21 protein-coding genes are annotated in these 20,172 nt (G+C 70.2%); 13 read left to right on the top strand and 8 right to left on the bottom strand.

All coding sequences use genetic code 11. The annotated features are described in order from the left end of the window. Positions 1-89 precede the first annotated feature (89 nt). On the top strand, positions 90-1,154 hold the full coding sequence (locus ABZ297_RS33970) for a hypothetical protein (RefSeq protein ID WP_355354992.1): 1,065 nt from the start codon (positions 90-92) through the stop codon (positions 1,152-1,154). Between the two features lie 47 nt (positions 1,155-1,201). Here ABZ297_RS33970 and ABZ297_RS33965 read toward each other — a convergent pair whose 3' ends face one another. Together ABZ297_RS33965 and ABZ297_RS33960 are read right to left on the bottom strand one after the other, a co-directional pair. After that, on the bottom strand, positions 1,202-1,387 hold the full coding sequence (locus tag ABZ297_RS33965) for a hypothetical protein (RefSeq protein ID WP_355354989.1): 186 nt from the start codon (positions 1,385-1,387) through the stop codon (positions 1,202-1,204). Between the two features lie 47 nt (positions 1,388-1,434). Beyond that, positions 1,435-1,854 carry a hypothetical protein gene (locus ABZ297_RS33960; protein WP_355354987.1) on the bottom strand — a complete coding sequence of 140 codons (420 nt, stop codon included), beginning with the start codon at positions 1,852-1,854 and terminating at the stop codon, positions 1,435-1,437. Between the two features lie 78 nt (positions 1,855-1,932). Here ABZ297_RS33960 and purN point away from each other — a divergent pair, with 78 nt between their 5' ends. From purN to ABZ297_RS33945, 3 genes are all read left to right on the top strand, one after another. Continuing rightward, a complete protein-coding gene (gene purN / locus ABZ297_RS33955; protein WP_355354984.1) occupies positions 1,933-2,541 on the top strand; it encodes a phosphoribosylglycinamide formyltransferase in 609 nt (202 codons plus the stop codon). Positions 2,542-2,555: 14 nt separating this feature from the next. Beyond that, a complete protein-coding gene (gene purH / locus ABZ297_RS33950; RefSeq protein ID WP_355354981.1) occupies positions 2,556-4,100 on the top strand; it encodes a bifunctional phosphoribosylaminoimidazolecarboxamide formyltransferase/IMP cyclohydrolase in 1,545 nt (514 codons plus the stop codon). 115 nt (positions 4,101-4,215) lie between these two features. Continuing rightward, positions 4,216-4,398, top strand: coding sequence for a hypothetical protein (locus tag ABZ297_RS33945; RefSeq protein ID WP_350803771.1), 183 nt, complete (start codon positions 4,216-4,218; stop codon positions 4,396-4,398). On the opposite strand, the gene ABZ297_RS33940 is transcribed toward ABZ297_RS33945, so the two are convergent. Continuing rightward, positions 4,374-5,291 carry an ROK family protein gene (locus ABZ297_RS33940; RefSeq protein ID WP_355354978.1) on the bottom strand — a complete coding sequence of 306 codons (918 nt, stop codon included), beginning with the start codon at positions 5,289-5,291 and terminating at the stop codon, positions 4,374-4,376. The genes ABZ297_RS33945 and ABZ297_RS33940 overlap by 25 nt on opposite strands. 179 nt (positions 5,292-5,470) lie before the next feature. On the opposite strand from ABZ297_RS33940, the gene ABZ297_RS33935 reads away from it, so the two are divergent. Beyond that, entirely contained in the window at positions 5,471-6,316 is an 846-nt protein-coding gene (locus ABZ297_RS33935; protein WP_355354975.1) for a bifunctional methylenetetrahydrofolate dehydrogenase/methenyltetrahydrofolate cyclohydrolase, read from the top strand. Positions 6,317-6,341: 25 nt separating this feature from the next. Here the strand turns inward: ABZ297_RS33935 and ABZ297_RS33930 are convergent, their stop codons facing one another. Next, the gene (locus ABZ297_RS33930; protein ID WP_355354972.1) at positions 6,342-7,199 is read right to left on the bottom strand and encodes a MurR/RpiR family transcriptional regulator; all 858 of its coding nucleotides are present in this window, start codon (positions 7,197-7,199) and stop codon (positions 6,342-6,344) included. A gap of 25 nt (positions 7,200-7,224) precedes the next feature. Beyond that, positions 7,225-8,655 (bottom strand): glycoside hydrolase family 3 N-terminal domain-containing protein, encoded by a 1,431-nt coding sequence (locus tag ABZ297_RS33925; protein ID WP_355354969.1) that lies wholly within the window; start codon positions 8,653-8,655, stop codon positions 7,225-7,227. Between the two features lie 88 nt (positions 8,656-8,743). Here ABZ297_RS33925 and ABZ297_RS33920 point away from each other — a divergent pair, with 88 nt between their 5' ends. Then, positions 8,744-10,309 (top strand): family 10 glycosylhydrolase, encoded by a 1,566-nt coding sequence (locus ABZ297_RS33920; RefSeq protein WP_355354966.1) that lies wholly within the window; start codon positions 8,744-8,746, stop codon positions 10,307-10,309. 209 nt (positions 10,310-10,518) lie between these two features. Here ABZ297_RS33920 and ABZ297_RS33915 read toward each other — a convergent pair whose 3' ends face one another. Then, complete coding sequence (locus tag ABZ297_RS33915; RefSeq protein WP_350803761.1) at positions 10,519-11,163, bottom strand: FHA domain-containing protein; 645 nt, start codon at positions 11,161-11,163, stop codon at positions 10,519-10,521. Between the two features lie 237 nt (positions 11,164-11,400). On the opposite strand from ABZ297_RS33915, the gene ABZ297_RS33910 reads away from it, so the two are divergent. The 3 genes from ABZ297_RS33910 to ABZ297_RS33900 are packed head-to-tail and all read left to right on the top strand — an operon-like array spanning position 11,401 to position 14,089. Beyond that, positions 11,401-12,522 (top strand): citrate/2-methylcitrate synthase, encoded by a 1,122-nt coding sequence (locus ABZ297_RS33910; RefSeq protein ID WP_355354962.1) that lies wholly within the window; start codon positions 11,401-11,403, stop codon positions 12,520-12,522. Next, a complete protein-coding gene (locus ABZ297_RS33905) occupies positions 12,519-12,818 on the top strand; it encodes a DUF3017 domain-containing protein (RefSeq protein ID WP_355354959.1) in 300 nt (99 codons plus the stop codon). The genes ABZ297_RS33910 and ABZ297_RS33905 overlap by 4 nt, the downstream gene beginning before the upstream one ends. Before the next feature lie 53 nt (positions 12,819-12,871). Then, entirely contained in the window at positions 12,872-14,089 is a 1,218-nt protein-coding gene (locus ABZ297_RS33900) for an NADP-dependent isocitrate dehydrogenase (protein WP_355354956.1), read from the top strand. A 75-nt stretch (positions 14,090-14,164) separates the two neighbouring features. Here the strand turns inward: ABZ297_RS33900 and ABZ297_RS33895 are convergent, their stop codons facing one another. Continuing rightward, positions 14,165-14,341, bottom strand: a complete 177-nt coding sequence (locus tag ABZ297_RS33895; RefSeq protein ID WP_355354953.1) for a hypothetical protein — start codon at positions 14,339-14,341, stop codon at positions 14,165-14,167. On the opposite strand from ABZ297_RS33895, the gene uppS reads away from it, so the two are divergent. From uppS to ABZ297_RS33880, 3 genes are all read left to right on the top strand, one after another. Then, positions 14,331-15,068 (top strand): polyprenyl diphosphate synthase, encoded by a 738-nt coding sequence (gene uppS / locus ABZ297_RS33890; protein ID WP_355354950.1) that lies wholly within the window; start codon positions 14,331-14,333, stop codon positions 15,066-15,068. The two genes, ABZ297_RS33895 and uppS, sit on opposite strands and share 11 nt — an antisense overlap. Continuing rightward, entirely contained in the window at positions 15,065-16,483 is a 1,419-nt protein-coding gene (locus ABZ297_RS33885) for an oxygenase MpaB family protein (RefSeq protein WP_355354947.1), read from the top strand. Before uppS ends, ABZ297_RS33885 begins: the two co-directional genes overlap by 4 nt. A 161-nt stretch (positions 16,484-16,644) precedes the next feature. After that, the gene (locus ABZ297_RS33880) at positions 16,645-17,685 is read left to right on the top strand and encodes a polysaccharide deacetylase family protein (RefSeq protein ID WP_355354944.1); all 1,041 of its coding nucleotides are present in this window, start codon (positions 16,645-16,647) and stop codon (positions 17,683-17,685) included. Here ABZ297_RS33880 and ABZ297_RS33875 read toward each other — a convergent pair. Then, positions 17,682-18,806 carry a saccharopine dehydrogenase NADP-binding domain-containing protein gene (locus tag ABZ297_RS33875; RefSeq protein ID WP_355354941.1) on the bottom strand — a complete coding sequence of 375 codons (1,125 nt, stop codon included), beginning with the start codon at positions 18,804-18,806 and terminating at the stop codon, positions 17,682-17,684. The genes ABZ297_RS33880 and ABZ297_RS33875 overlap by 4 nt on opposite strands. 178 nt (positions 18,807-18,984) lie before the next feature. Here ABZ297_RS33875 and ABZ297_RS33870 point away from each other — a divergent pair. Beyond that, the coding region (locus ABZ297_RS33870) for a protein kinase (RefSeq protein ID WP_355354938.1) at positions 18,985-20,172 on the top strand (1,188 nt) is incomplete at its 3' end.

The following is a 20,172-nucleotide window of genomic DNA, read 5'->3' as shown; positions in this document are numbered from 1 at the left end:
GTCGCGGCCCGCTCGTGTCCTCCTTCGCGACTTCGCCTCGCACCCATGCTGGGGAGGCCCGCCAAGTCACCTACAGCGAAGGAGAGTTCATGAGCGCACGCTCAAGACAAGCCGCAGTCGTCGTTTGCGCGGCGTTGCTGGCCGTCTCGGGGATGAGCGCGACCGCCAACGGGCAGACCTCCGCCACCGCGGAGCCGTCGCCCAGCTCGTCGGCGCAGGGGGTGAGGAACACCCTCGGGAAGAGGATCCCCGGTTACTGGACCAAGAGGCGCATGCGCGCGGCCACGCCGGAGCCGATCCCGGCGGTCACGTCCGCGACGCAGCAGACCCAGCCCAGCAACCTCCTGCCGGGCCGTACGGTGGAGGGCACGCTGCCGCAGCGGAAGATCGCGCGTACCGGCGCGAGGTCCGCACCGGCGCTCATCGGCTCGCGCGCCGAGCGCTGGTACGGCCAGGGGAACATGCCCGCCCGCACCATCGGCAAGATCTACTACCGGCGCAACGACGGCACCCCCGGCTACTGCTCGGGCAGCGTGATCAACGCGGGCAACCGGAACACCGTCTGGACCTCCGGCCACTGCGTGCACGCGGGTGGCGGCGGCGCCGCGAACTGGTTCAGCGACTTCATCTTCGTCCCCGACACCGACAACGGCCAGGAGCCCCAGGGCCGGTGGACGTGGCGGTACGCGAACACCACGCTCGGGTGGTACAACGACCACAACTGGAGCTACGACATCGCGGCCATCGCCTTCAACCCGCAGCCGCTGCGGGGCAACCTGCAGGACTGGCTGGGGTCGCAGGGCTACAAGTTCGGCTACGGGCAGCTCTACCCCAACGTCTACGCCTTCGGCTACCCGCAGGACGGCTTCAACCGCACCGACTTCACCGGCAACGACCTGTGGTACTGCACGGGCAGCACCTGGCGGACGAGCGCCTCCGACGACCGCATGAACATGAGCAACGACATGTTCCACGGGTCCAGCGGCGGCCCCTGGCTGGAGGACCTCCAGGTGAGCCGGGGCTGGGGCTACATCGTCGGGGCCAACAGCCACCGTGACGTCGACGCCAACGGGAACCCGACCAGCATCGTCTACCGCTCGCCCAACCACGGCGACGGCGCCATCAACGTCTACAACGACGTGACCGCGCACTAGCGCGGGCCGCACGGGCGAGGGGCCGCACGCTCCTCGCCTTCCCGCCGTCAGCCCGGAGTGGCCTCGTTCATCCGCTGGGGAGTCCAGTAGGACGAGATCTCCTGCGGTGAGCGGGAGTTGCGCACGCCCGTGGCCACCTCGTCGGGGGCGGCGCTCCGCGCGACCGCGACGGCCGCTCCCGCCAGGACGAGGGCAGCGGCGATCACCAACGCGGTGACGGCCCTCCTGCTCATGCCCCCATGCTACGTCCGGCTCGCGCGCCCGCCCAGGGACGGCGCCGCTAGGGCTGCACCGCCCCCAGCAGCTCCAGCACGTCGGCGGGGAGCTTGCGCTGCGCGGCCTCCCTGAACTGGGCGAAGCACTCGCCCTGCGACGAGACCGTGCCCGCGCCCTTCATGCACTCCTGATAGGCGGAGTACTCGTCCATCAGGTAGAGCTGGAGCGCCGTGGCCATCGCGGACAGCGCGAGCGCGACCGCGGAGACGACGATGCCGCCCACGGCCATGCCCGTGGAGCGACCCGCGTCCTTCAGCACGGGCAGCGCGCGAACCCCGGCCATCAGCGCGAACCCCGCCATGACCAGCCCGGCCAGCGGCAGCATGAACGTCATGGCCAGCGCTGCGACGGACAACCAGATCGCTCGGCGGCCCGCGGAATCAGCGGGTTGCTGGCCTGCCGGCGCCTGCACCGGTGTCGACACCTGACCTCCTCTGCCTCGCCGGACCGAGGGAGCAGATACGCTGGCAGCCTCACCCCCGGTTTCACCTTGGGAGTTCGTGTGTCAAAGGCTGGGCGGCTCGTCGTCCTCGTCTCCGGCTCTGGAACCAACCTACAGGCCCTTCTGGACGCTTCGGCCGACCCGGCGTACGGAGCCAGTGTGGTTGCTGTCGGCGCCGACAGGGACGGCATCGAGGGGCTGTCGAGAGCCTCGCGAGCCGATGTGCCAACTTTTGTGGAAAAACTCGGCGACTACGAGTCCCGCAGCCAATGGGATGTCGCGATCGCCGAGCGGATCGCCGCGTACGAGCCTGACCTGGTGGTCTCCGCGGGGTTCATGAAGATTCTCGGCGCTCCGACGCTGAAGAACTTCCCCGTCGTCAACACCCATCCCGCCCTGCTGCCCTCGTTTCCCGGTGCGCACGGGGTGCGCGACGCGCTCACCCACGGGGTCAAGGTCACCGGCTGCACGGTGATGCTGGCCGACGCGGGGGTCGACACCGGGCCGATCATCGCGCAGGAGGCGGTCGCCGTCCTGCCCGACGACGACGAGCACACCCTGCACGAGCGCATCAAGACCGTCGAGCGTCGCCTGCTCGTCGAGATAGTCGGCCGGATGGTCCGAGAGGGCTGGACGGTCAGCGGACGAACTGTCCGCATCGGTAACTGAATCAGGAGGATCACGTGACCCGCATCGCCATCCGGCGCGCGCTGATCGCGGTGTACGACAAGACCGGGCTCGAGGAGCTGGCCAGGGCCCTCGACAGTGCGGGCGTGGAGATCGTCTCGACCGGTGGCACGGCCGCCGCGATCGCGTCCCACGGGATCCCCGTGACGAAGGTCGAACAGCTCACCGGGTTCCCGGAGTGCCTCGACGGGCGGGTCAAGACGCTGCACCCGCGCGTCCACGCCGGGCTGCTCGCCGACCTCACCAAGCCGCACCACGTGGCCCAGCTGGACGAGCTGGAGATCGACCCGTTCCAGCTCGTGGTGGTCAACCTCTACCCGTTCCAGGAGACGGTGGCGTCCGGCGCGACCGACGCCGAGTGCGTCGAGCAGATCGACATCGGCGGGCCCGCGATGATCCGCGGCGCCGCCAAGAACCACGCGACCTGCGCGGTCGTGGTCGATCCGCGCTTCTACGGCGACGTGCTCTCCGCGCTCGGCGAGGGCGGGTTCGCGCTGGCCGAGCGCAAGCGGCTGGCCGGCATCGCCTACGCCCACACCGCCGCCTACGACGTCGCGGTGGCGTCCTGGTTCTCCAGCACCTACGCCAAGGACGACACCGGCTGGCCCGCGTTCCTCGGAGCGGCGCGCACCCGCAAGGCGGTGCTGCGCTACGGCGAGAACCCGCACCAGGCGGCGGCCCTCTACACCAACGGGCAGGGCGGGCTCGCCGAGGCCGAGCAGCTGCACGGCAAGGACATGTCGTACAACAACTACCTCGACTCCGACGCGGCCTGGCGGGCCGCCTGGGACTTCACCGACCCGTGCGTGGCGATCATCAAGCACCAGAACCCGTGTGGCATCGCGGTCGGCGCCGATCTGGCCGAGGCGCACCGTAAGGCGCACGCGTCCGACCCGGTGTCGGCGTACGGCGGCGTGATCGCGGTCAACGGCGAGGTCACCGGTGAGCTGGCCAGGCAGATCGCCGGCGTGTTCACCGAGGTCGTGGTGGCACCCTCCTACAGCGACGAGGCGCTGGGGGTGCTCACCGGCAAGAAGAACCTGCGGCTGCTGCGCTGCCCGACGCCGCCGGCGGAGGCGGCCGAGTTCCGCAGGATCGACGGCGGGCTGCTGCTGCAGACGGTCGACCGGATCGACGCGGTGGGCGACTCGCCCGACCGCTGGCAGCTCAAGGCCGGCGAGCCCGCCTCGCCCGAGATGCTCGCCGACCTCGTCTTCGCCTGGCGGGCGTGCCGGTCGGTGAAGTCCAACGCGATCCTGCTGGCGTCCGACAGGGCGACCGTGGGCGTCGGCATGGGGCAGGTCAACCGGGTCGACTCGTGCCGGCTCGCGGTCGCGCGGGCGGGGGAGCGGGCGGCGGGCTCGGTGGCGGCGTCCGACGCGTTCTTCCCGTTCCCCGACGGGCCGGAGGTGCTGATCGAGGCCGGCGTGAAGGCCATCGTGGAGCCGGGCGGGTCCGTCCGCGACCAGGAGGTCATCGACGCAGTGGAGAAGGCGGGCGTCACGCTCTACTTCACCGGCGCGCGGCACTTCTTCCACTAGGGACGCCCACAGGGGCGGCACGCGTCGTGTCGCCCTTGTACGGAAACGCGACGAGCATCCCCGGAGTCCGGTTAGCCTGTGTGCCCTGCCGTCCGCTTCCCCCGGAGTCCTCGCCATGGCACTGCTCGATCCCGCCCTGCACGCCTTCGTGACCCTGAACGGCATCGCCACGAGCCCCTTCATGCTCGTGGTGCTCGCGTTCATCGGCGCCTATCTCGGCGCGCGGGCGGTCGAGTTCATCCCGTTCACCCGCCGCATCCTGGAGCGGCGCGCTCAGGCCGCGGCTGAGCGGGAGTAGTCCCAGGCCAGCTTGGCCGCCCCGGCGAGCCCGGCCCGCACCCCGAGCGTGGTCGGCTTCACCTGGACGGCCCTGACGAACGGCAGCCCGCCGATGTCGTCCAGCGCCCGCGCCAGCGGGTCGAACAGGACGGGCCCGGCCGCCGAGACGCCGCCGCCGATGACGACCGTCGACACCTCCGTCGCCGCCGCCGTGGACGCGATCATCGCGGCGAGCGCCCTCGCGCCCCGCTCGAACGCCGCCACCGCGACCTCCTGGCCCGCCGCGGCGTCACGGGCGAGGGCCCTGGCGTCCGCGGGCTCCCCGTCGGGGGCCTGCCAGCCGTTGGCGAGGGCCCAGCGGGCCAGGTTCGGGCCGCTGGAGTAGCGCTCGACGCAGCCGCGCCCGCCGCACTCGCAGCGCTCCCCGTACGGGTCCACGGTCATGTGACCGACATGCCCGGCATTTCCGCTGCGGCCGAGCAGCGGGACGCCGTCGATCACCAGCCCGCCGCCGATCCCGGTGGACACCACGATGCCCAGCAGCGCCGCGCTGCCCCGGCCCGAGCCGAGCCAGTGCTCCCCGAGGGCCATGCACTGCGCGTCGCCCGCGAGCACCACCGGCAGGCCGGTCAGCTTCCGCACCTCCTCGCGCAGCGGGAAGCCGCGCCAGCTCGGCATGTTCACCGGGCTCACGGTGCCCGCCTCCAGGTCCAGCGGCCCGGCGCAACCGATGCCCACCGCGCCGGGCGCGGGGCCGTCGCCGGTCACCTCCTCGACGAGGGCGGCCAGCGCGGACATCACGTCCGCCCGCGGGGTCGGCCGGGTGGCGGAACGCACGACGGAGCCGGCCTCGTCCACCAGTGCGGCGGCGAGCTTGGTTCCTCCGATGTCAATGGCGAGTACGCAGGTCATCTCAGTGCTCGTGGGGGTTGTCGGGCCGGCGGGGGCCGCCAGATTCGAGTGGCAACGAGACCTCCGTGAACGCGCGAGCCGGGCGAGCGTCACACTATTGCCTTCCAAGATCAATGACAACGATGTCAATGGGACCGCGCGTGCTCGGACCGAGGGAGGGCATGCAAGGATTGCGAGACATGAGCGCAGTGAAACTCGACGGCAAGGCGACCGCCGCAAAGATCAAGGCAGACCTCGCGACCAGGGTGGCCGCGCTCAAGGCCCGAGGTGTCACGCCCGGCCTGGGCACCGTGCTGGTCGGCGACGACCCCGGCAGCCAGATCTACGTCGCGGGCAAGCACCGCGACTGCGCCGAGGTCGGCATCGCCTCCATCCGCGTCGACCTCCCCGCGACCGCCACCCAGCAGGAGGTCGAGGCGGCCATCGACGAGCTCAACGCCTCGCCGGAGTGCACCGGCTACATCGTCCAGCTCCCGCTGCCCAAGCACCTCGACACGATGGCCCTGCTGGAGCGGATGGACCCGGCCAAGGACGCCGACGGCCTGCACCCGGTCAACCTGGGCCGCCTCGTCCACATGGTCGAGGCGCCGCTGCCCTGCACGCCGCACGGGATCGTGCTGCTCCTGCAGGAGTACGGCGTGCCGATCAAGGGCGCCGACGTCGTCGTCGTCGGGCGGGGCATCACCGTGGGCCGCTCGCTCGGCCTCCTGCTGACCCGGCGCAGCGAGAACGCCACCGTGACCCTCTGCCACACCGGCACCCAGAACCTCGCCGAGCACGTCCGCCTGGCCGACATCGTGGTGGCGGCGGCGGGCGTGCCCGGGCTGATCACCCGCGACATGGTCAAGCCGGGCGCGGCCGTGCTCGACGTGGGCGTCTCCAGGGTCGACGGCAAGATCGCCGGCGACGTGGCCCCCGACGTGGCGGAGGTCGCTGGCTTCCTCACCCCCAACCCCGGCGGCGTCGGCCCGATGACCCGGGCCCTCCTGCTGTCGAACGTGGTCGAGGCCGCGGAACGCCTCTGACACGACCGCCGCACCGGCTGCGCGGCTAGCGGAGCCGGTAGCGGTCCGTGGCGTCCCTGGTGGCGCGGATGGCGGCGTCGGCCCGGTCGTAGGTGCGCTGCGCCAGGCCGACGAAGATGCAGTCGACGATCAGGAGCTGACTGATCCGGCTGGCCAACGCCCCCGGACGGAACGCGGTCTCGCGGCCCGCCGACACGAGCGTGTGGTCGGCCAGCTCCGCCAGCGACGAGCGCGGGTTGTTGGTGATCGCCACCACCAGCGCCCCCGCCTCCGCGGCCGTCCGTGACGGCACCAGGACGTCCGGTGTCTCGCCGCTGCAGCTGATCGCCACCACCACGTCGCCGCTCCTGAGCAGGGCCGCGCTGGTCAGCGCCAGATGGGCGTCGCTGAACGGGTGGCTGGACAGGCCGATCCGCAGCAGCTTCTGCGACATGTCCGCGGCCACCAGGCCGGAGGCGGCGACGCCGTACACGTCCACCCTGCGGGCGTCCGCGATGGCCGAGACGACCTCGCCGAGCCGGTCGGGGTCGAACTGCGCGGCCGTGTCGGCCAGCGCCTCCGACTCGGCCCGCGCCACCTTGGCGATCACGTCCGTGAGCGGGTCGTCCGGGCCGAGGTCGCCGGGCACCAGCCGCTCGGGCTCCTTGGCCACGGCGGCGGCCAGGGCGAAGCGCATCTGCGAGTACCCGGCGAAGCCGAGCGCGCGGGCGGTGCGCACGATCGTCGCCTCGCTCGTCCCCGACACCGCGCTGAACTCGGTGATGGTGCTCCGCACGACCAGGCCGGGGTCGTCCAGGATGATGCGGGCGATGGCCTGCGCCGCGGGGGTGAGGGACGGCAGCACCGCCCGCACCGCCGCGACGGGGCTGGCGAGCTCACTCATCCTGGCCCCCGCTTCCAGCGCCCGGTCATCTTGTGAGCCATTCGGCCGCCGCCTGTGCTGAGACGCGGGAGATGCCGTGGGTGGCGACGTAGGCGCCTCCGGCGGGCGCGTCGGGGATGCCGGTGTCGACCACGATCACGTCCGGACGCGCCCGCACGGCCTGCGCCACCCTGTCGCGCACCCACGGGTGGCGGGCGGCGTCGTGCACCACCAGCACCACGGGACGCTCGTCGAACGGCGGCAGCTCACCTTCGGTCTCCAACTGCAGCCTGGCGGTGCCGGGAAGCAGCGCGGTGAGCGCCGCCGTGATGCCCGTCGGCGTGGACGGGTCCACCGCCTTGCTGAAGCGCGTGTTGACCTCGATGACCAGCGGCGGAGTGCTCAGCCTGGCGGACCCGGCCGTGGTCAGCGCGGCCCTGGCGGCCTCCAGGCCGACACCCTCGTCCACGTCGGCGCGGGCCCTGTCGCGCAGCGCGGCCTGCCGTCCGTACCAGTCGGACAGCGCGGCGACCCGCGAGGCCGCCTCGGCCAGCCGCTCCTCGGGCAGGACGCCCGAGCGCACCGCCGCCACGACGGCGTCGCGGATCTCGTGCAGGCTCTGTTCGGTGGACAGGCCCACGCAGATGGCGTCGACGCCCGCGTTGAGCGCCCGCACGGTGACCTCGCCGGGGCTGAACATGGACGCGACCGCCTGCATCTCGATGGCGTCGGTGACCAGCATCCCCTCGAAGCCGAGCTCGTCCCTGAGCAGCTCGGTCATCATGGCGCGGCTCAGCGTCGCGGGCATCGACGGGTCGAGCGCGGGGATGAGCAGGTGCCCCGACATGATCGACTGGACGCCGGCCTCGATCGCGGCCCGGAACGGCGGCAGGTCGCGCTCGAAGAGCTCCTCGCGGGAGGCGTGCACGGTCGGCAGCGCCAGGTGCGAGTCGGTGACCGTGTCGCCGTGGCCGGGGAAGTGCTTGGCGCAGGCGGCGACCCCGGCGCCCTGCACCCCCTTGACGTAGGCGACCGTGTGCCGGGAGACGAGGTCGGCCGTGGGGCCGAAGGAGCGGACTCCGATCACGGGGTTGGCCGGGTTGGAGTTGACGTCGGCCGACGGCGCGTAGTCCAGCGTGATGTCGGACTCGGCGAGCATCCGGCCGATCTGGCGGCCGACCCGCTCGGTCAGCTTCACGTCGTCCACCACGCCCAGCGCCCGGTTGCCGGGGAAGGAACTGCCGGAGTGGACTTCGAGCCGGGTGACCGCGCCGCCCTCCTCGTCGATCGCCACGACGGCACCCGGATTCTCGGCCCTGAACTGGCGTACGAGCTGCTCGTCCGGGTTGTTGCGGGCGAACAGCACGAGGCCGCCGAGGCCCTCGCCGAGTGCCCGGCGCATCCAGTCAGGGGCCGATGCCTCTTCATAGCCCGGCTGGAGCACTGCCATCGCGAGTTGGTACAGGTCAGCGGTCATGCGGCATTTTCCTTCACGGTTGTTGATCTGAAGGTAATTTTCTGTCATCGTCGCCCTCGACACAACCACATCCGAGAGGCCACCCCCCATGCCCAGCAGAAGGACCCTCCTGAAGGGACTCGCCCTCGCAGCCGCCGCCTCGGCCGTACCGCTCCCCGCCTTAGCCGACGCCTCAGCCGACGCCTTCGCCGGCGCCTCAGTCGACGCCTACGTCCCGCCGCTGCGGCAGATGCGCGGCATGTGGATCGCGTCCGTCGCCAACATCAACTGGCCGTCCAAGCAGGGCCTGACGGTGGAGCAGCAGAAGGCCGAGTACCTCGCCTGGCTCGACCTGGCCGTGCAGCGCAAGCTGAACTCCGTCTTCGTGCAGATCAGGCCGACCGCCGACGCGTTCTGGCCGTCGACCTTCGAGCCCTGGTCGCACTGGCTGACCGGCACCCAGGGGCAGGACCCCGGCTACGACCCGCTCGGCTTCGCCGTGGAGGAGACCCACAAGCGCGGCCTCTCCTTCCACGCCTGGTTCAACCCGTACCGCGTGTCGATGCAGACCGACCCGTCCAAGCTGCACCCCGACCACCCGGGACGCAAGCACCCCGACTGGATCCTGCCGTTCGGTGGCAAGCTCTACTACAACCCGGGCATGCCCGAGGTGCGCAAGTTCTGTCAGGACGCGATCATGGACGCGGTCACCCGCTACGACATCGACGGTCTGCACTTCGACGACTATTTCTACCCGACGAGCACCACTGCCTTCGACGACAGCGCCGCGTTCGCCAAGTACGGCGCCGGCTTCCCCGACCTGGCCAGTTGGCGGCGCCACAACGTCGATCTGATGGTCTCGGAGATGCAGCAGCGCGTCCGCGAGGCCAAGCCGGAGGTCGCCTGGGGCATCAGCCCGTCCGGCATCTGGCGGAACAAGGGCACCGACCCGCTCGGCTCCGACACCAAGGGCGGCCAGTCCTACGACGACCTGCACGCCGACACCCGGGGCTGGGTGCAGAAGGGCTGGCTCGACTACATCGCGCCGCAGCTCTACTGGTACATCGGCCAGCCGCCCGCCGACTACTCCAAGCTGGTCCCGTGGTGGTCCGGCGTGGCCGACGGCACCGGCACCCTGCTCTGGATCGGCCAGGCCGCCTACAAGGCGGGCGACCCCGCCCAGACCGCACCGGAGTGGAAGGACCCGGCCGAGCTGTCCAAGCACCTCACGCTCAACCGCGACCACCCGCAGATCTCGGGCGACATCTGGTACAACGCCAACGACCTGCGCGCCGACCGGATCGGCTCCATCAGCACCGCCGTCAACGACCACTACACCCGGCCCGCGCTCGCCCCGGTGCTGCCCAGGCTCGCGGGCGGCCAGGCGCCGCACCGCCCCGTGCTGGCCTACGCCCTGCGGCGCTCGGGCGGGGTCGAGGTGCGCGCGGTCGCCACCGGCCGGGACGAGCCGTTCCAGTTCGCCATCTTCCGGTTCCCCGGCGATGCGCCCGCCGACGGCTTCGCCGACGCCCGCAACCTGGTGGCGATCGTCCCGGGCGACCGGCAGGTCCGCTGGACCGACCCCGACGGGAAGCAGGGTGACCACTACTACGTGGTCGCCGTGGACCGGGCCAACCGGACCAGCGACCCCAGCCACGGCTTCCGGGTCGTCTAGGTCGACGAGCCCGATGCGGGTTCCGGCCTGCCCCGGAGCCCGCACCGGACCGTCGCGGCCGAGATCCGCAGGCACCGGCTCGTGGGCATGCTGCGCACGCGCTCGTCGGCATGCCGCACCCGCGCATGCCCCTGGGCACGGTGACGCCAGGCTCCGGTCCTTTCACGCTGCCGGAACCCCTCGCCGAAGCCCCGGTCGCGATCCGGTTCCTAGGAAGCCCGGCGCCCGGCCGCCGACGGCTGCTCGGCCGAGGACCCCGTCCGCTGTGGTGGCACCACGGGGGTGGGGCGTACCAGGCCCAGCGCGACGACCTCGTTGGCCAGCCGCGTGCGCCGGTTGGTGCCCTCGGGGATCCTGAACTTCTGGTACAGCCGCAGTAGGTGCTGCTTGACCGCGGCCTCGGTCACGACCAGATCGTCGGCGATCTCGCGCGCGGTCGCCGGGGCGACGAACGCCTCGTCCGACAGCGCCGGCCTGCAGAGCGAGGTGAGTACGTCGACCTCGCGCCTGGTCAGCTCGGGCGCCGCGGCCCTGCGCAGCTCCACCTCGGGGGTGAAGTCCTCGCGGGGGATGCCGCCGATGCGCCCGCGGGCCGCGCCGAAGGAGACGACGTCGCCGTCGTCGAGCACCCTCCGGGCGATCGGCCTGCCGTTCACCCGCGTGCCGTTGCGGGACAAGCCCAGGTCAACGACGTACAGGTAGGGTCCTCGCCTGACGAACTCGGCATGGAGTCGAGACACGCTCGGGTCGGTGAGCCGGATGTCGACACCGCGGCCCCTTCCCACCGTCGTGATCTCGGGGCGCAACGGGACCACCTCGCCGGTGTCCTCGATGCGTATGAACGGCCCCTCCACTGGCGGTTCCTCCCCTTGTGAGGCAGCGTATGAACGGCACGCCTCCTCCTGGGCACGGCAGTTCCTCCCCAGGTAGCCCGCCGTAACTATTACTACAGCTGCGGCTTACCCAAACGAGGGGATGCGGAATCGCCTTTGCCATAAGGAGAATCCGTCATGAAATTGGTCTGGACCTTTGCGGACGGTTTTGCCTGCTCACGGGTAGACTTCGGACGAAGATAAGCGGAGGAAACACTCATGGCGGACAAGCCCACGAAAGGCCTGGCCGATGTCGTCGCCGCGTCCACAGCGCTCAGCGACATTGACGGGAAGGCCGGTCGTCTCTTCTATCGGGGATACGACATCCACGATCTTGCCGGCCGCGCGACGTTCGAAGAGACCGCTCACCTGCTCCAGCGAGGCAGGCTCCCCAACCGCGAGGACCTCAGGACGTACGAGGAGGAGCTCGCCCGCGGCCGGGAACTCGGCGCCCTCGTCTCCACCAACGTCGAGGAGATCGCCGAGAAGCAGAAACCCATGGAGGCGCTGCGCTCGCTGGTCTCCCTGTCGGGTGCGGACGACCCGGACAAGGACTCCATCGCCCCCGAGGCCAACCTGCGCAAGGCGGCCCGGCTCACCGCACAGCAGCCCCTGCTCGTGGCCCGCTACCACGCCGCCCGCACCGGCGGCAGCGTTCCCACCCCCGATCCCTCGCTGAGCATCGCGGCGAACTTCCTCCACGAGGTCACCGGCCACATGCCGGAGCAGCGCGAGGTCGAGATCTTCGACACCTGCCTGGTGCTGCACGCCGACCACACCATGAACGCCTCCACCTTCGCCGCCCGCGTGTGCGCCGCGACCCTGTCGGACATGCACTCCGCCATCGTGGCCGCCATCGGCACGCTCAAGGGCCCGCTGCACGGCGGGGCCAACGAGCAGGTCATGAAGACGTTGGAGTCGCTCTCCCCCTCGGGCGTGGGGCAGGCCGTCCGCGACAAGCTCGCGGCGGGCGAGAAGATCATGGGCTTCGGTCACCGTGTCTACAAGACCGAGGACCCCCGGGCGACGCACCTGCGCAGGATGTCCGCGGAGCTGGCCGAGGCGTCCGGCGACGACACGTATTACCGGATGTCCAAGGAGATGGAGGAGGTCGTCTTCGAGACGAAGGGCCTCTATCCGAACGTCGACTTCTACGCCGCGACGGTCTACCACTACCTCGGAATCCCGACCGATCTGTTCACGCCGGTCTTCTCAATCAGCCGCATGTCGGGATGGACCGCACACGTAATCGAGCAACACGCTGACAACCGGCTGATCCGCCCCGACAGTGAGTACATCGGTGAGCGTGACCAGAAGTGGAAGCCGATCGACGAACGTTGAGCCAGGACACCGAACGCGAGAGCTGGGGGCCGTACCCGATCATTCTGGCGGGTGCGGTCATCGGCGTGGGCGTGACCTACTTCATAGACCCGCGGTGGGGCGGGTTCGCGCTGGGCGCCGTCGTCATGGTGGCAGCCGCGCTCCGCTTCGCCGGGTACGCGGGCCAGCTCGCCGTCCGCAGCAGGAAGACGGACGTCCTCACGCTGGGCCTGTTCGGCTTCGTCCTGGTCCTGACCTCGCTCATTCTGGGCAACGACGAGCTCAAGGGGATCATCCTGTCCCTTTTCGCCCGGTGAACGGTCGGTCCGATAGCCTCAACGCATCGACTCATTGAAGGGGAACCATTCGCATGCCCAAGATCAAGGTGGAGGGGCCTGTCGTCGAGCTTGACGGCGACGAGATGACCCGGATCATCTGGCAGTTCATCAAGGACCAGTTGATCCTTCCCTACCTCGACGTCGACCTGAAGTACTACGACCTCGGCATCGAGCACCGCGACGCCACGGACGACCAGGTGACGATCGACGCCGCCAACGCCATCAAGAAGTACGGCGTGGGCGTCAAGTGCGCCACCATCACCCCGGACGAGGCGCGTGTTGAGGAGTTCGGCCTCAAGAAGATGTGGAAGTCCCCCAACGGGACCATCCGCAACATCCTCGGCGGCGTGATCTTCCGCGAGCCGATCATCATGTCCAACGTGCCGCGGCTGGTACCCGGCTGGACCAAGCCGATCGTCGTCGGCCGTCACGCCTTCGGCGACCAGTACCGCGCCACCGACCTGAAGATCCCCGGCGAGGGCACGCTCACCCTGACCTACACGCCGAAGGACGGCTCCGACCCGATCGAGCTGGACGTCTACGACTTCCCCGGCGCCGGTGTCGCCCTGGCGATGTACAACCTCGACGAGTCGATCCGCGACTTCGCCCGCGCCTCGATGCGTTACGGCCTCGCCCGCAACTACCCTGTCTACCTCTCCACGAAGAACACCATCCTGAAGGCCTACGACGGCCGCTTCAAGGACATCTTCGCCGAGGTCTACGAGAGCGAGTTCAAGGCCGACTTCGAGAAGGCGGGTCTCACCTACGAGCACCGTCTCATCGACGACATGGTCGCCGCCGCGCTCAAGTGGGAGGGCGGCTACGTCTGGGCCGCCAAGAACTACGACGGCGACGTCCAGTCCGACACCGTCGCGCAGGGCTTCGGCTCGCTCGGCCTGATGACCTCCGTCCTGATGACGCCCGACGGCCGCACCGTCGAGGCGGAGGCCGCGCACGGCACCGTCACCCGGCACTACCGCGAGCACCAGAAGGGCAACCCCACCTCCACCAACCCGATCGCCTCGATCTTCGCGTGGACCCGTGGGCTCGCCCACCGCGGCAAGCTCGACGAGACCCCCGCGGTGACCGAGTTCGCCAACACCCTGGAGCGGGTCTGCATCGAGACCGTCGAAGGCGGTCAGATGACCAAGGACCTGGCGCTCCTGGTCGGCGGCGACGCCAAGTGGCTCACCACCCAGGACTTCCTGGCGGCGCTCGACGAGAACCTCAAGAAGAAGATGTCCGTCTAGTTGAACACGGCCTCTACCTGCGGTTACGCCGCAAGGTAGGGGCCGTTTCGCATGCCTGGGCCCGTCTGTGGGCCGTCACGGCTGAGGATCGGGAGCGAACGCGGCGGCGAGGACGTTCCGCGTCGGCTCCTGCCGCCGCTTGCGCTCCGGGATGACCTCCACTTCCGCGAGCGCGGTCTTCCCGTGGACGTCGCCGAAGCCCAGGCGAACACTTTGGGTAATGCTATAGTCACGCTTGGCTATGGAAATCATCAGCGGATTGCCGCGTCACGTGGCTTGCGTGATGGACGGGAACGGGCGGTGGGCCGCGCAGCGATCGCTGCCGCGCACCGCAGGCCACGCGGCGGCAGAGGCCGCCGTCATCGACGTCATCGAGGCGGCGCGCTCGGCCGGCATCAAGTGGCTGAGCCTGTACGCCTTCTCCACCGAGAACTGGCGGAGGCCGGCGGGCGAGGTCGACATCCTGATGAGGCTCGTGCGCCGGGCCATCCGCAAGCATGCACCGGCGTTGCACGCGCGAGGCGTCCGGTGCAGGTTCCTCGGCATGTCCGATCCGCGGATCCCGCAACCGCTGGCCCAGGACATCGCCGATCTGACGACGCTCACCAGCGACAACAGGCGAATGACGCTGACGATCGCCTTCGATCACGGGGGGCGCCGCGACATCGTGGAAGCCACCCGTTCGCTGATCCGCGCGGCCGTACCCGTCGAGCAGGTCACCGAGGCCACCTTCGCCCGGCATCTCCCATGCCCCGACACGCCGGATGTGGACTTGGTCATCCGTACCTCCGGAGAGCAACGGATCTCCAACTTCATGCTCTGGCAAGTGGCCTACGCCGAATGGGTCTTCCCGCAGGTGCTATGGCCCGACTTTCGCGCGACCCACCTCTGGGAATGCCTTGACGCCTACCGGCGGCGCCAGCGCCGCTTCGGCGACGTCCGCCAGCCGACCACCACGACGGGGGAGAGACTTCGATGAGCCAGACCACCGCAGCGGAGACCGTCGACGTCTTCGGGCCGGACTCGATGCTGCGCCGCCTCGTCAACGAGGCACGGTGGGGCCTCGCGGTGACCCGCGCCACGGTCCTGGAAGCCGCGCACCCGCAGATCGGCACGGCATTGATCGGAAACTCGACGTTCGTGACGCATCCGTGGCGGCGTCTGCGCAACACCCTGGTGAGCACGCAGCGGATCCTCGACCCGGACCAGCGCGTTCGCACCCGGGAGGCAGCTCGCCTCAACCGCCTGCACGCCCGCATCTCGGGCACCGACCCACAAGGCCGCCGCTACGACGCGATGGACGCCGAAGCCCGCGCCTGGGTGGTGGCGACCCTGTTCGAGTCGGCGGTGACGATGTATCGGCTGAGCGGAGAGTCGCTCGACGGGCCCGCGATGGAACAGCTGTACGCCGAGTTCCGGGCTCTCCTGGCCCTGATCGAGGGCGACAGTGACCGGCTCCCCGCGACGTTGCAGGAGTTCTGGCCCTACTTCGACGACATGATCGAACATCGCCTGGAGAGCACCGAGGCGGTGCGCGTCATCCTCTACCGACTCTTCGCCAACGTGCCCGCGCCGCCCCTGCTGCGCAGCCATCCCGCGGTGTGGGCCGCGGGCCGGGCCGTGGCAGGCCCTGTGGCCGCCGCGATCACCATCGCGTCGCTGCCGGAGTCCTTCTGCCGACGTGTCGCCCTGCCTGACCTCCCGGGGGCGCGGGCGCTCATGCACGGGGCCTACCTGACCATCGCAGTCGCCACCCGCCTGCTTCCGGACGGCTGGGTGCAGGTCGGCTCGATCATGAGCCTGCTGGATCCCGACCACGCCGGTGGCTCTGGGCCGTGGGAGAGCGTACGCCGCAAGGCGGATCAGGCCGCGGCCATGCTCAGACTCATCACCCCGGCTCCTGACGAGACCAACCAGGCCACCCGCTCGGCCGACCGCTTCTTCGCCGAGATCCTGGACCAGACCGGCGACGGCTACCTCGCCTGGCCCGACCTGGCCGCCATGGCCAGAGAGATCGCCGCCCGGCTCGACCTGGATGAACAGGACGAGGAGCGGCTTTTCAACGCCTTCGCCGTCTGGTGGCGGGAGTTGCAGACCAACCTCGACGCCGACGGCGACGGACGCGTCACGCGCCAGGAATACGCCGCCTCAGCCGCCTGTCTGCCCAGCTCCGGGCTGGTCAAGATCGCCGACGTGCTGTTCGATGTCACCGACGTCGACGACGACCAGACGATCGACGCCCAGGAGTACCAGACGTTGTTCCGCACGGCCTTCCAGCGCGATCTGACCGACAAGGGCGACAGCTACTCGCGCAGCGCTTTCCTCAGGCAGTTCCTGTCCTTCATGACCGGGCAGCAGCACTCGATCGCCTACAACTCTCTCCTGTCCCAGTGAGAGGTGCGGTCACGCGCCGCCCCTGACATTCCCGCCGGAGCTGTCACCTCGGGCAGCCCTTTTCGCTGTTCAAGACCATGTCTTGGGTTTCGGCGGGCGTGGCGCGGTTGATCAACTGGGTAGGAGCCTCCCGTAGGAGTCGTACGTCTCGGGGGGTTCGGATGCGACTGCGTTTCATGGGTGGGGCGGGTGTGCTCGCGGTCGCTGCGATCGCGAGCGGGTGCGGCTCGGGGCACTCCGCCGCCCCGGTGGCCACCGCCAAGGCCAACACGGCGGCCCAGCTCAAGCAGGCCAAGGCGGCCAAGGCCGCCGCCGCCGCCAAGGTCAAGGCCAACGAGCTGGGGCAGATCCCGGTGCTCATGTTCCACCGGGTCATCAAGAACCCGGCGACGACCGACGACCGCACGCCCGAGCAGTTCCGCGCCGACCTCGAACGGCTGGTGCGCGACGACTACGTCCCGATCACCGCCGCCGAGTTCGTCACCGGCAAGATCGACATCCCGGCCGGGAAGCACCCGGTGGTCCTCACCTTCGACGACTCCTCGCCGTCGCAGCTCGCGCTGGACGAGATGGGCACGGTCAAGCCCGACACGGCCGTGGCGATCCTGCGTGAGGTCGCGGCCAAGCATCCGGGCTTCCGTCCGGTGGCGACGTTCTACGTGACGCGCGACATGTTCGGCAAGACCGTCCGCGAGGAGCAGGCGCAGGCGCTGGGCTGGCTCAAGGACAACGGCTTCGACATCGGCAACCACACGCGCGACCACGTCAACCTCCGCGGACGCCCGGAGAAGGACGTCGAGGAGCAGATTGGAGCGATCCAGAAGCAGATCACCTCGCTCGTCAACGTCAAGCCGATCACCCTGGCTCTTCCGTACGGCAACCAGCCGACCAACAAGGAATGGGCCATGCACGGCAAGTTCGGCGACGTGACGTACCGCAACAGCGGCGTCTTCCTGGCCGGCTACACCCCGGCGCCGTCGCCGTTCAGCAAGTCCTTCGACCCGATGGGCATCCCGCGCATCCGCGCCATGGACAAGAAGGGCGACTGCGTCCAGTTCTGCTCCATCGCCTGGCTCGACTGGCTCAACCACAACCCGGACATGCGCTACACGTCCGACGGTGACGTGCGGACGGTCGCCTACCCCAAGTTCAAGACCCCGTTCCTGCGCACCTCCTTCACCACCTGGTCCCTGCCGTACTAGCGGACCGCGAACGTGATGCCTGCCTGCTGGAGGCGGTCGATGAGGGGGCGGCCCATCGCGGTCGCCGTGGTGAGCTGGCCCGACAGCCTGGGGACGTCGTCGAAGGCCAGGCAGAGGGCAGAGTGGGCGAGCATCTTGGCGGTCTCGTCGTAGCCGGGGTCGCCGCCTGACACCTCGGTGACCACCCGCCGGCCGCCTCCCTCGCCGAGGAAGGTGACCTTGAACCAGGACTTCGCGCGCTGCTCGGGGGTGGGGCCCTCGCCAGGCCTGACTCGGTTCTGGATCCACTCGCGCGCCTGGGGGATCTGCGCGACGGTCACCAGGGCCGCGGCTCCCGCCGCCGTGAACAGGGCCGTCGGCAGGCGCCTGACCGCGTAGTACTGGCGGTAGGTGAAGTCCGGGCCGTAGCGGTCGAGCAGGCGGGCGGAGCGGCCGACGATCTGCGGGTCCAGGCTGGGCATCGGCAGCGCCCAGCCGCCCACGTAACGCAGGCCGCCGGGGAGCGCGCTGATCCTGCGCCCGCGCGGGCGGGGCTCGGCCGAACGGCGCTGTGTGCCCTGCTCCAGCATCTGGCGCGGACGGGAGAAGATCGACATGGCCGAGGCCAGGGTGCCGCCCGAGGGGCGCATACCGGCCCGCAGGAACCCGCTCACCCGAAGGGGCACCCCTTCGGGCAGCTGGTCGATCGTGAACAGCACGCCGAGGTCGTAGGGGATCGAGTCGAAGCCGCACGCGTGTACGATCCTGGCACCGCTCCGCTCGGCCATCGCGTGGTAGCGGACGTACACGCGGTCGACGAACTCGGCCTCGCCCGTGAGGTCGAGGTAGTCGGTGCCAGCCGCGGCGCACGCGGCCACCAGCGGCTCGCCGTGCCGTACGTACGGGCCGACGGTCGTGGCCACCACCCGCGCCTGTTGGGCGATCGCCGCCAGCGAGGCGGGGTCGCCGGCGTCGGCGACCAGGATCGGCACGCCGAGGCCGAGCGCCTCCAGCTTGGCGCGGTCGCGTCCGGCCACCGCCCAGCGCACGTGCGGCCCCGCGACCTCGGCGAGGTAGGCGGCGGTCAGCGCCCCGGTGAAACCGCTCGCGCCGAACAGGACGATGTCGTAAGCGCGCTCCATGATCGTCAAGGCTCCCTTCGCCGGCGGGCGGGCGCAATGTGTTTCCGCTCACTTCCCTGACGACGGCGATCTGCACGGGAGCAAACCGTGACGTCACGAACGGTTAACACATCCCTGAGAAGTTGCTGAACGTCGTAAAGTTTGCTGGACGGGCTTTGTGTACACGTGGGGAAGACGAATGCCGCAGATCTCGCCGCTGGTTGCCGGCGATCCGGGCCAGCTGGGGTCCTTCCAGCTCTCCGGACGCATCGGAGAGGGCGGTCAGGGCATCGTCTACCTGGGCGTCAGCGACAAGGGGGAGCGGGCGGCGATCAAGCTGCTGCACGTGAAGTTCAGCGGCGACACCATCGCCAGGTCGCGGTTCGCCCGCGAGTTGAAGGCGGCCCAGCGGGTCGCCTCGTTCTGCACCGCCCGCGTGATGGAGGCCGATCTCGACGGCGACACCCCCTACATCGCCAGCGAGTACATCGACGGGCCCGCGCTGAGAGACATCGTCGACACCGACGGGCCGCTGCGGGGAACGGTCCTGGACCGGCTGGCCATCGGCACCGCCACCGCGCTGACCGCGATCCACCACGCCTCGATCGTGCACCGCGACTTCAAGCCCGACAACGTGCTGATCGCCGCCGACGGGCCGCGCGTGGTGGACTTCGGCATCGCCAGGATCATCGACTCCACCGGCACGATCACCAGCCGAGCCATCGGCACGCCCGCCTACATGGCTCCCGAGCAGATCGCGGGCGACGAGATCGGCCCCTACACCGACGTGTTCGCGTGGGGGGCGACGATCGCGTTCGCCGCGACGGGAAAGACCGCGTTCGAGGGGAACTCGATCGCGGTGGTGCTCAACCGCATCCTGAACCACGAGGTGGACGTCGGCATGATGCCGGAGCCGCTGCGCGGGGTGGTGCGGTCCGCGCTGTCCAAGGCGCCGGACGAGCGGCCCTCGGCCGACCAGATCCTGCTGAGGCTGCTCGGGCAGCCGGAGTCGGTGGGCGCGTCCACGGCCGTGCTGACCAAGGGCGTGCAGGTGGCGAGCGACGACACCACCCCCTTCGCCCGGGTGTCGCGGACTCTCGGCGGACGGCACACAGGAACGGACACCGCGCGGCGCGACTCCACCGGAACGGAGACACCGGCCCAGACCGCCACAACCGGGACGCAGGCCCAGCCTCCCGCTACGGGGACGCACGCCCAGGCTCCGGGGATGGGGCCGCAGGCCCAGGCATCGGGAACAGGGGCACCCGGAACGGGGGCGCAGGCCTCCGTGTCGCCGGTGGGGCCGGGTTCCGTGGCCGGGCCGCCGACGCGGCAGTCCAGCCTGCCCGCCCAGGCCACGCAGCCGCCGCAGCCCGCGATGCCGTCC

This window comes from Nonomuraea sp. NPDC005983 (genome assembly GCF_040614375.1).
Classification (GTDB): domain Bacteria; phylum Actinomycetota; class Actinomycetes; order Streptosporangiales; family Streptosporangiaceae; genus Nonomuraea.
Note: the sequence above shows the minus strand (reverse complement) of the source record. Positions and strands in the feature narration are given on the sequence as shown.

Excerpts from the sequence above, each read along its gene's own strand:
- ABZ297_RS33900 (WP_355354956.1), top strand. The coding sequence starts at position 12,872 with ATGCCCAAGATCAAGGTGGAGGGGCCTGTCGTCGAGCTTGACGGCGAC.
- ABZ297_RS33925 (WP_355354969.1), bottom strand. The coding sequence starts at position 8,655 with ATGACCGCTGACCTGTACCAACTCGCGATGGCAGTGCTCCAGCCGGGC.
- ABZ297_RS33920 (WP_355354966.1), top strand. The coding sequence starts at position 8,744 with ATGCCCAGCAGAAGGACCCTCCTGAAGGGACTCGCCCTCGCAGCCGCC.
- uppS (WP_355354950.1), top strand. The coding sequence starts at position 14,331 with ATGGAAATCATCAGCGGATTGCCGCGTCACGTGGCTTGCGTGATGGAC.
- ABZ297_RS33970 (WP_355354992.1), top strand. The coding sequence starts at position 90 with ATGAGCGCACGCTCAAGACAAGCCGCAGTCGTCGTTTGCGCGGCGTTG.
- ABZ297_RS33880 (WP_355354944.1), top strand. The coding sequence starts at position 16,645 with ATGCGACTGCGTTTCATGGGTGGGGCGGGTGTGCTCGCGGTCGCTGCG.
- ABZ297_RS33930 (WP_355354972.1), bottom strand. The coding sequence starts at position 7,199 with ATGAGTGAGCTCGCCAGCCCCGTCGCGGCGGTGCGGGCGGTGCTGCCG.
- ABZ297_RS33875 (WP_355354941.1), bottom strand. The coding sequence starts at position 18,806 with ATGGAGCGCGCTTACGACATCGTCCTGTTCGGCGCGAGCGGTTTCACC.
- ABZ297_RS33945 (WP_350803771.1), top strand. The coding sequence starts at position 4,216 with ATGGCACTGCTCGATCCCGCCCTGCACGCCTTCGTGACCCTGAACGGC.
- ABZ297_RS33895 (WP_355354953.1), bottom strand. The coding sequence starts at position 14,341 with ATGATTTCCATAGCCAAGCGTGACTATAGCATTACCCAAAGTGTTCGC.
- ABZ297_RS33935 (WP_355354975.1), top strand. The coding sequence starts at position 5,471 with ATGAGCGCAGTGAAACTCGACGGCAAGGCGACCGCCGCAAAGATCAAG.
- ABZ297_RS33910 (WP_355354962.1), top strand. The coding sequence starts at position 11,401 with ATGGCGGACAAGCCCACGAAAGGCCTGGCCGATGTCGTCGCCGCGTCC.
- ABZ297_RS33940 (WP_355354978.1), bottom strand. The coding sequence starts at position 5,291 with ATGACCTGCGTACTCGCCATTGACATCGGAGGAACCAAGCTCGCCGCC.
- ABZ297_RS33965 (WP_355354989.1), bottom strand. The coding sequence starts at position 1,387 with ATGAGCAGGAGGGCCGTCACCGCGTTGGTGATCGCCGCTGCCCTCGTC.
- ABZ297_RS33885 (WP_355354947.1), top strand. The coding sequence starts at position 15,065 with ATGAGCCAGACCACCGCAGCGGAGACCGTCGACGTCTTCGGGCCGGAC.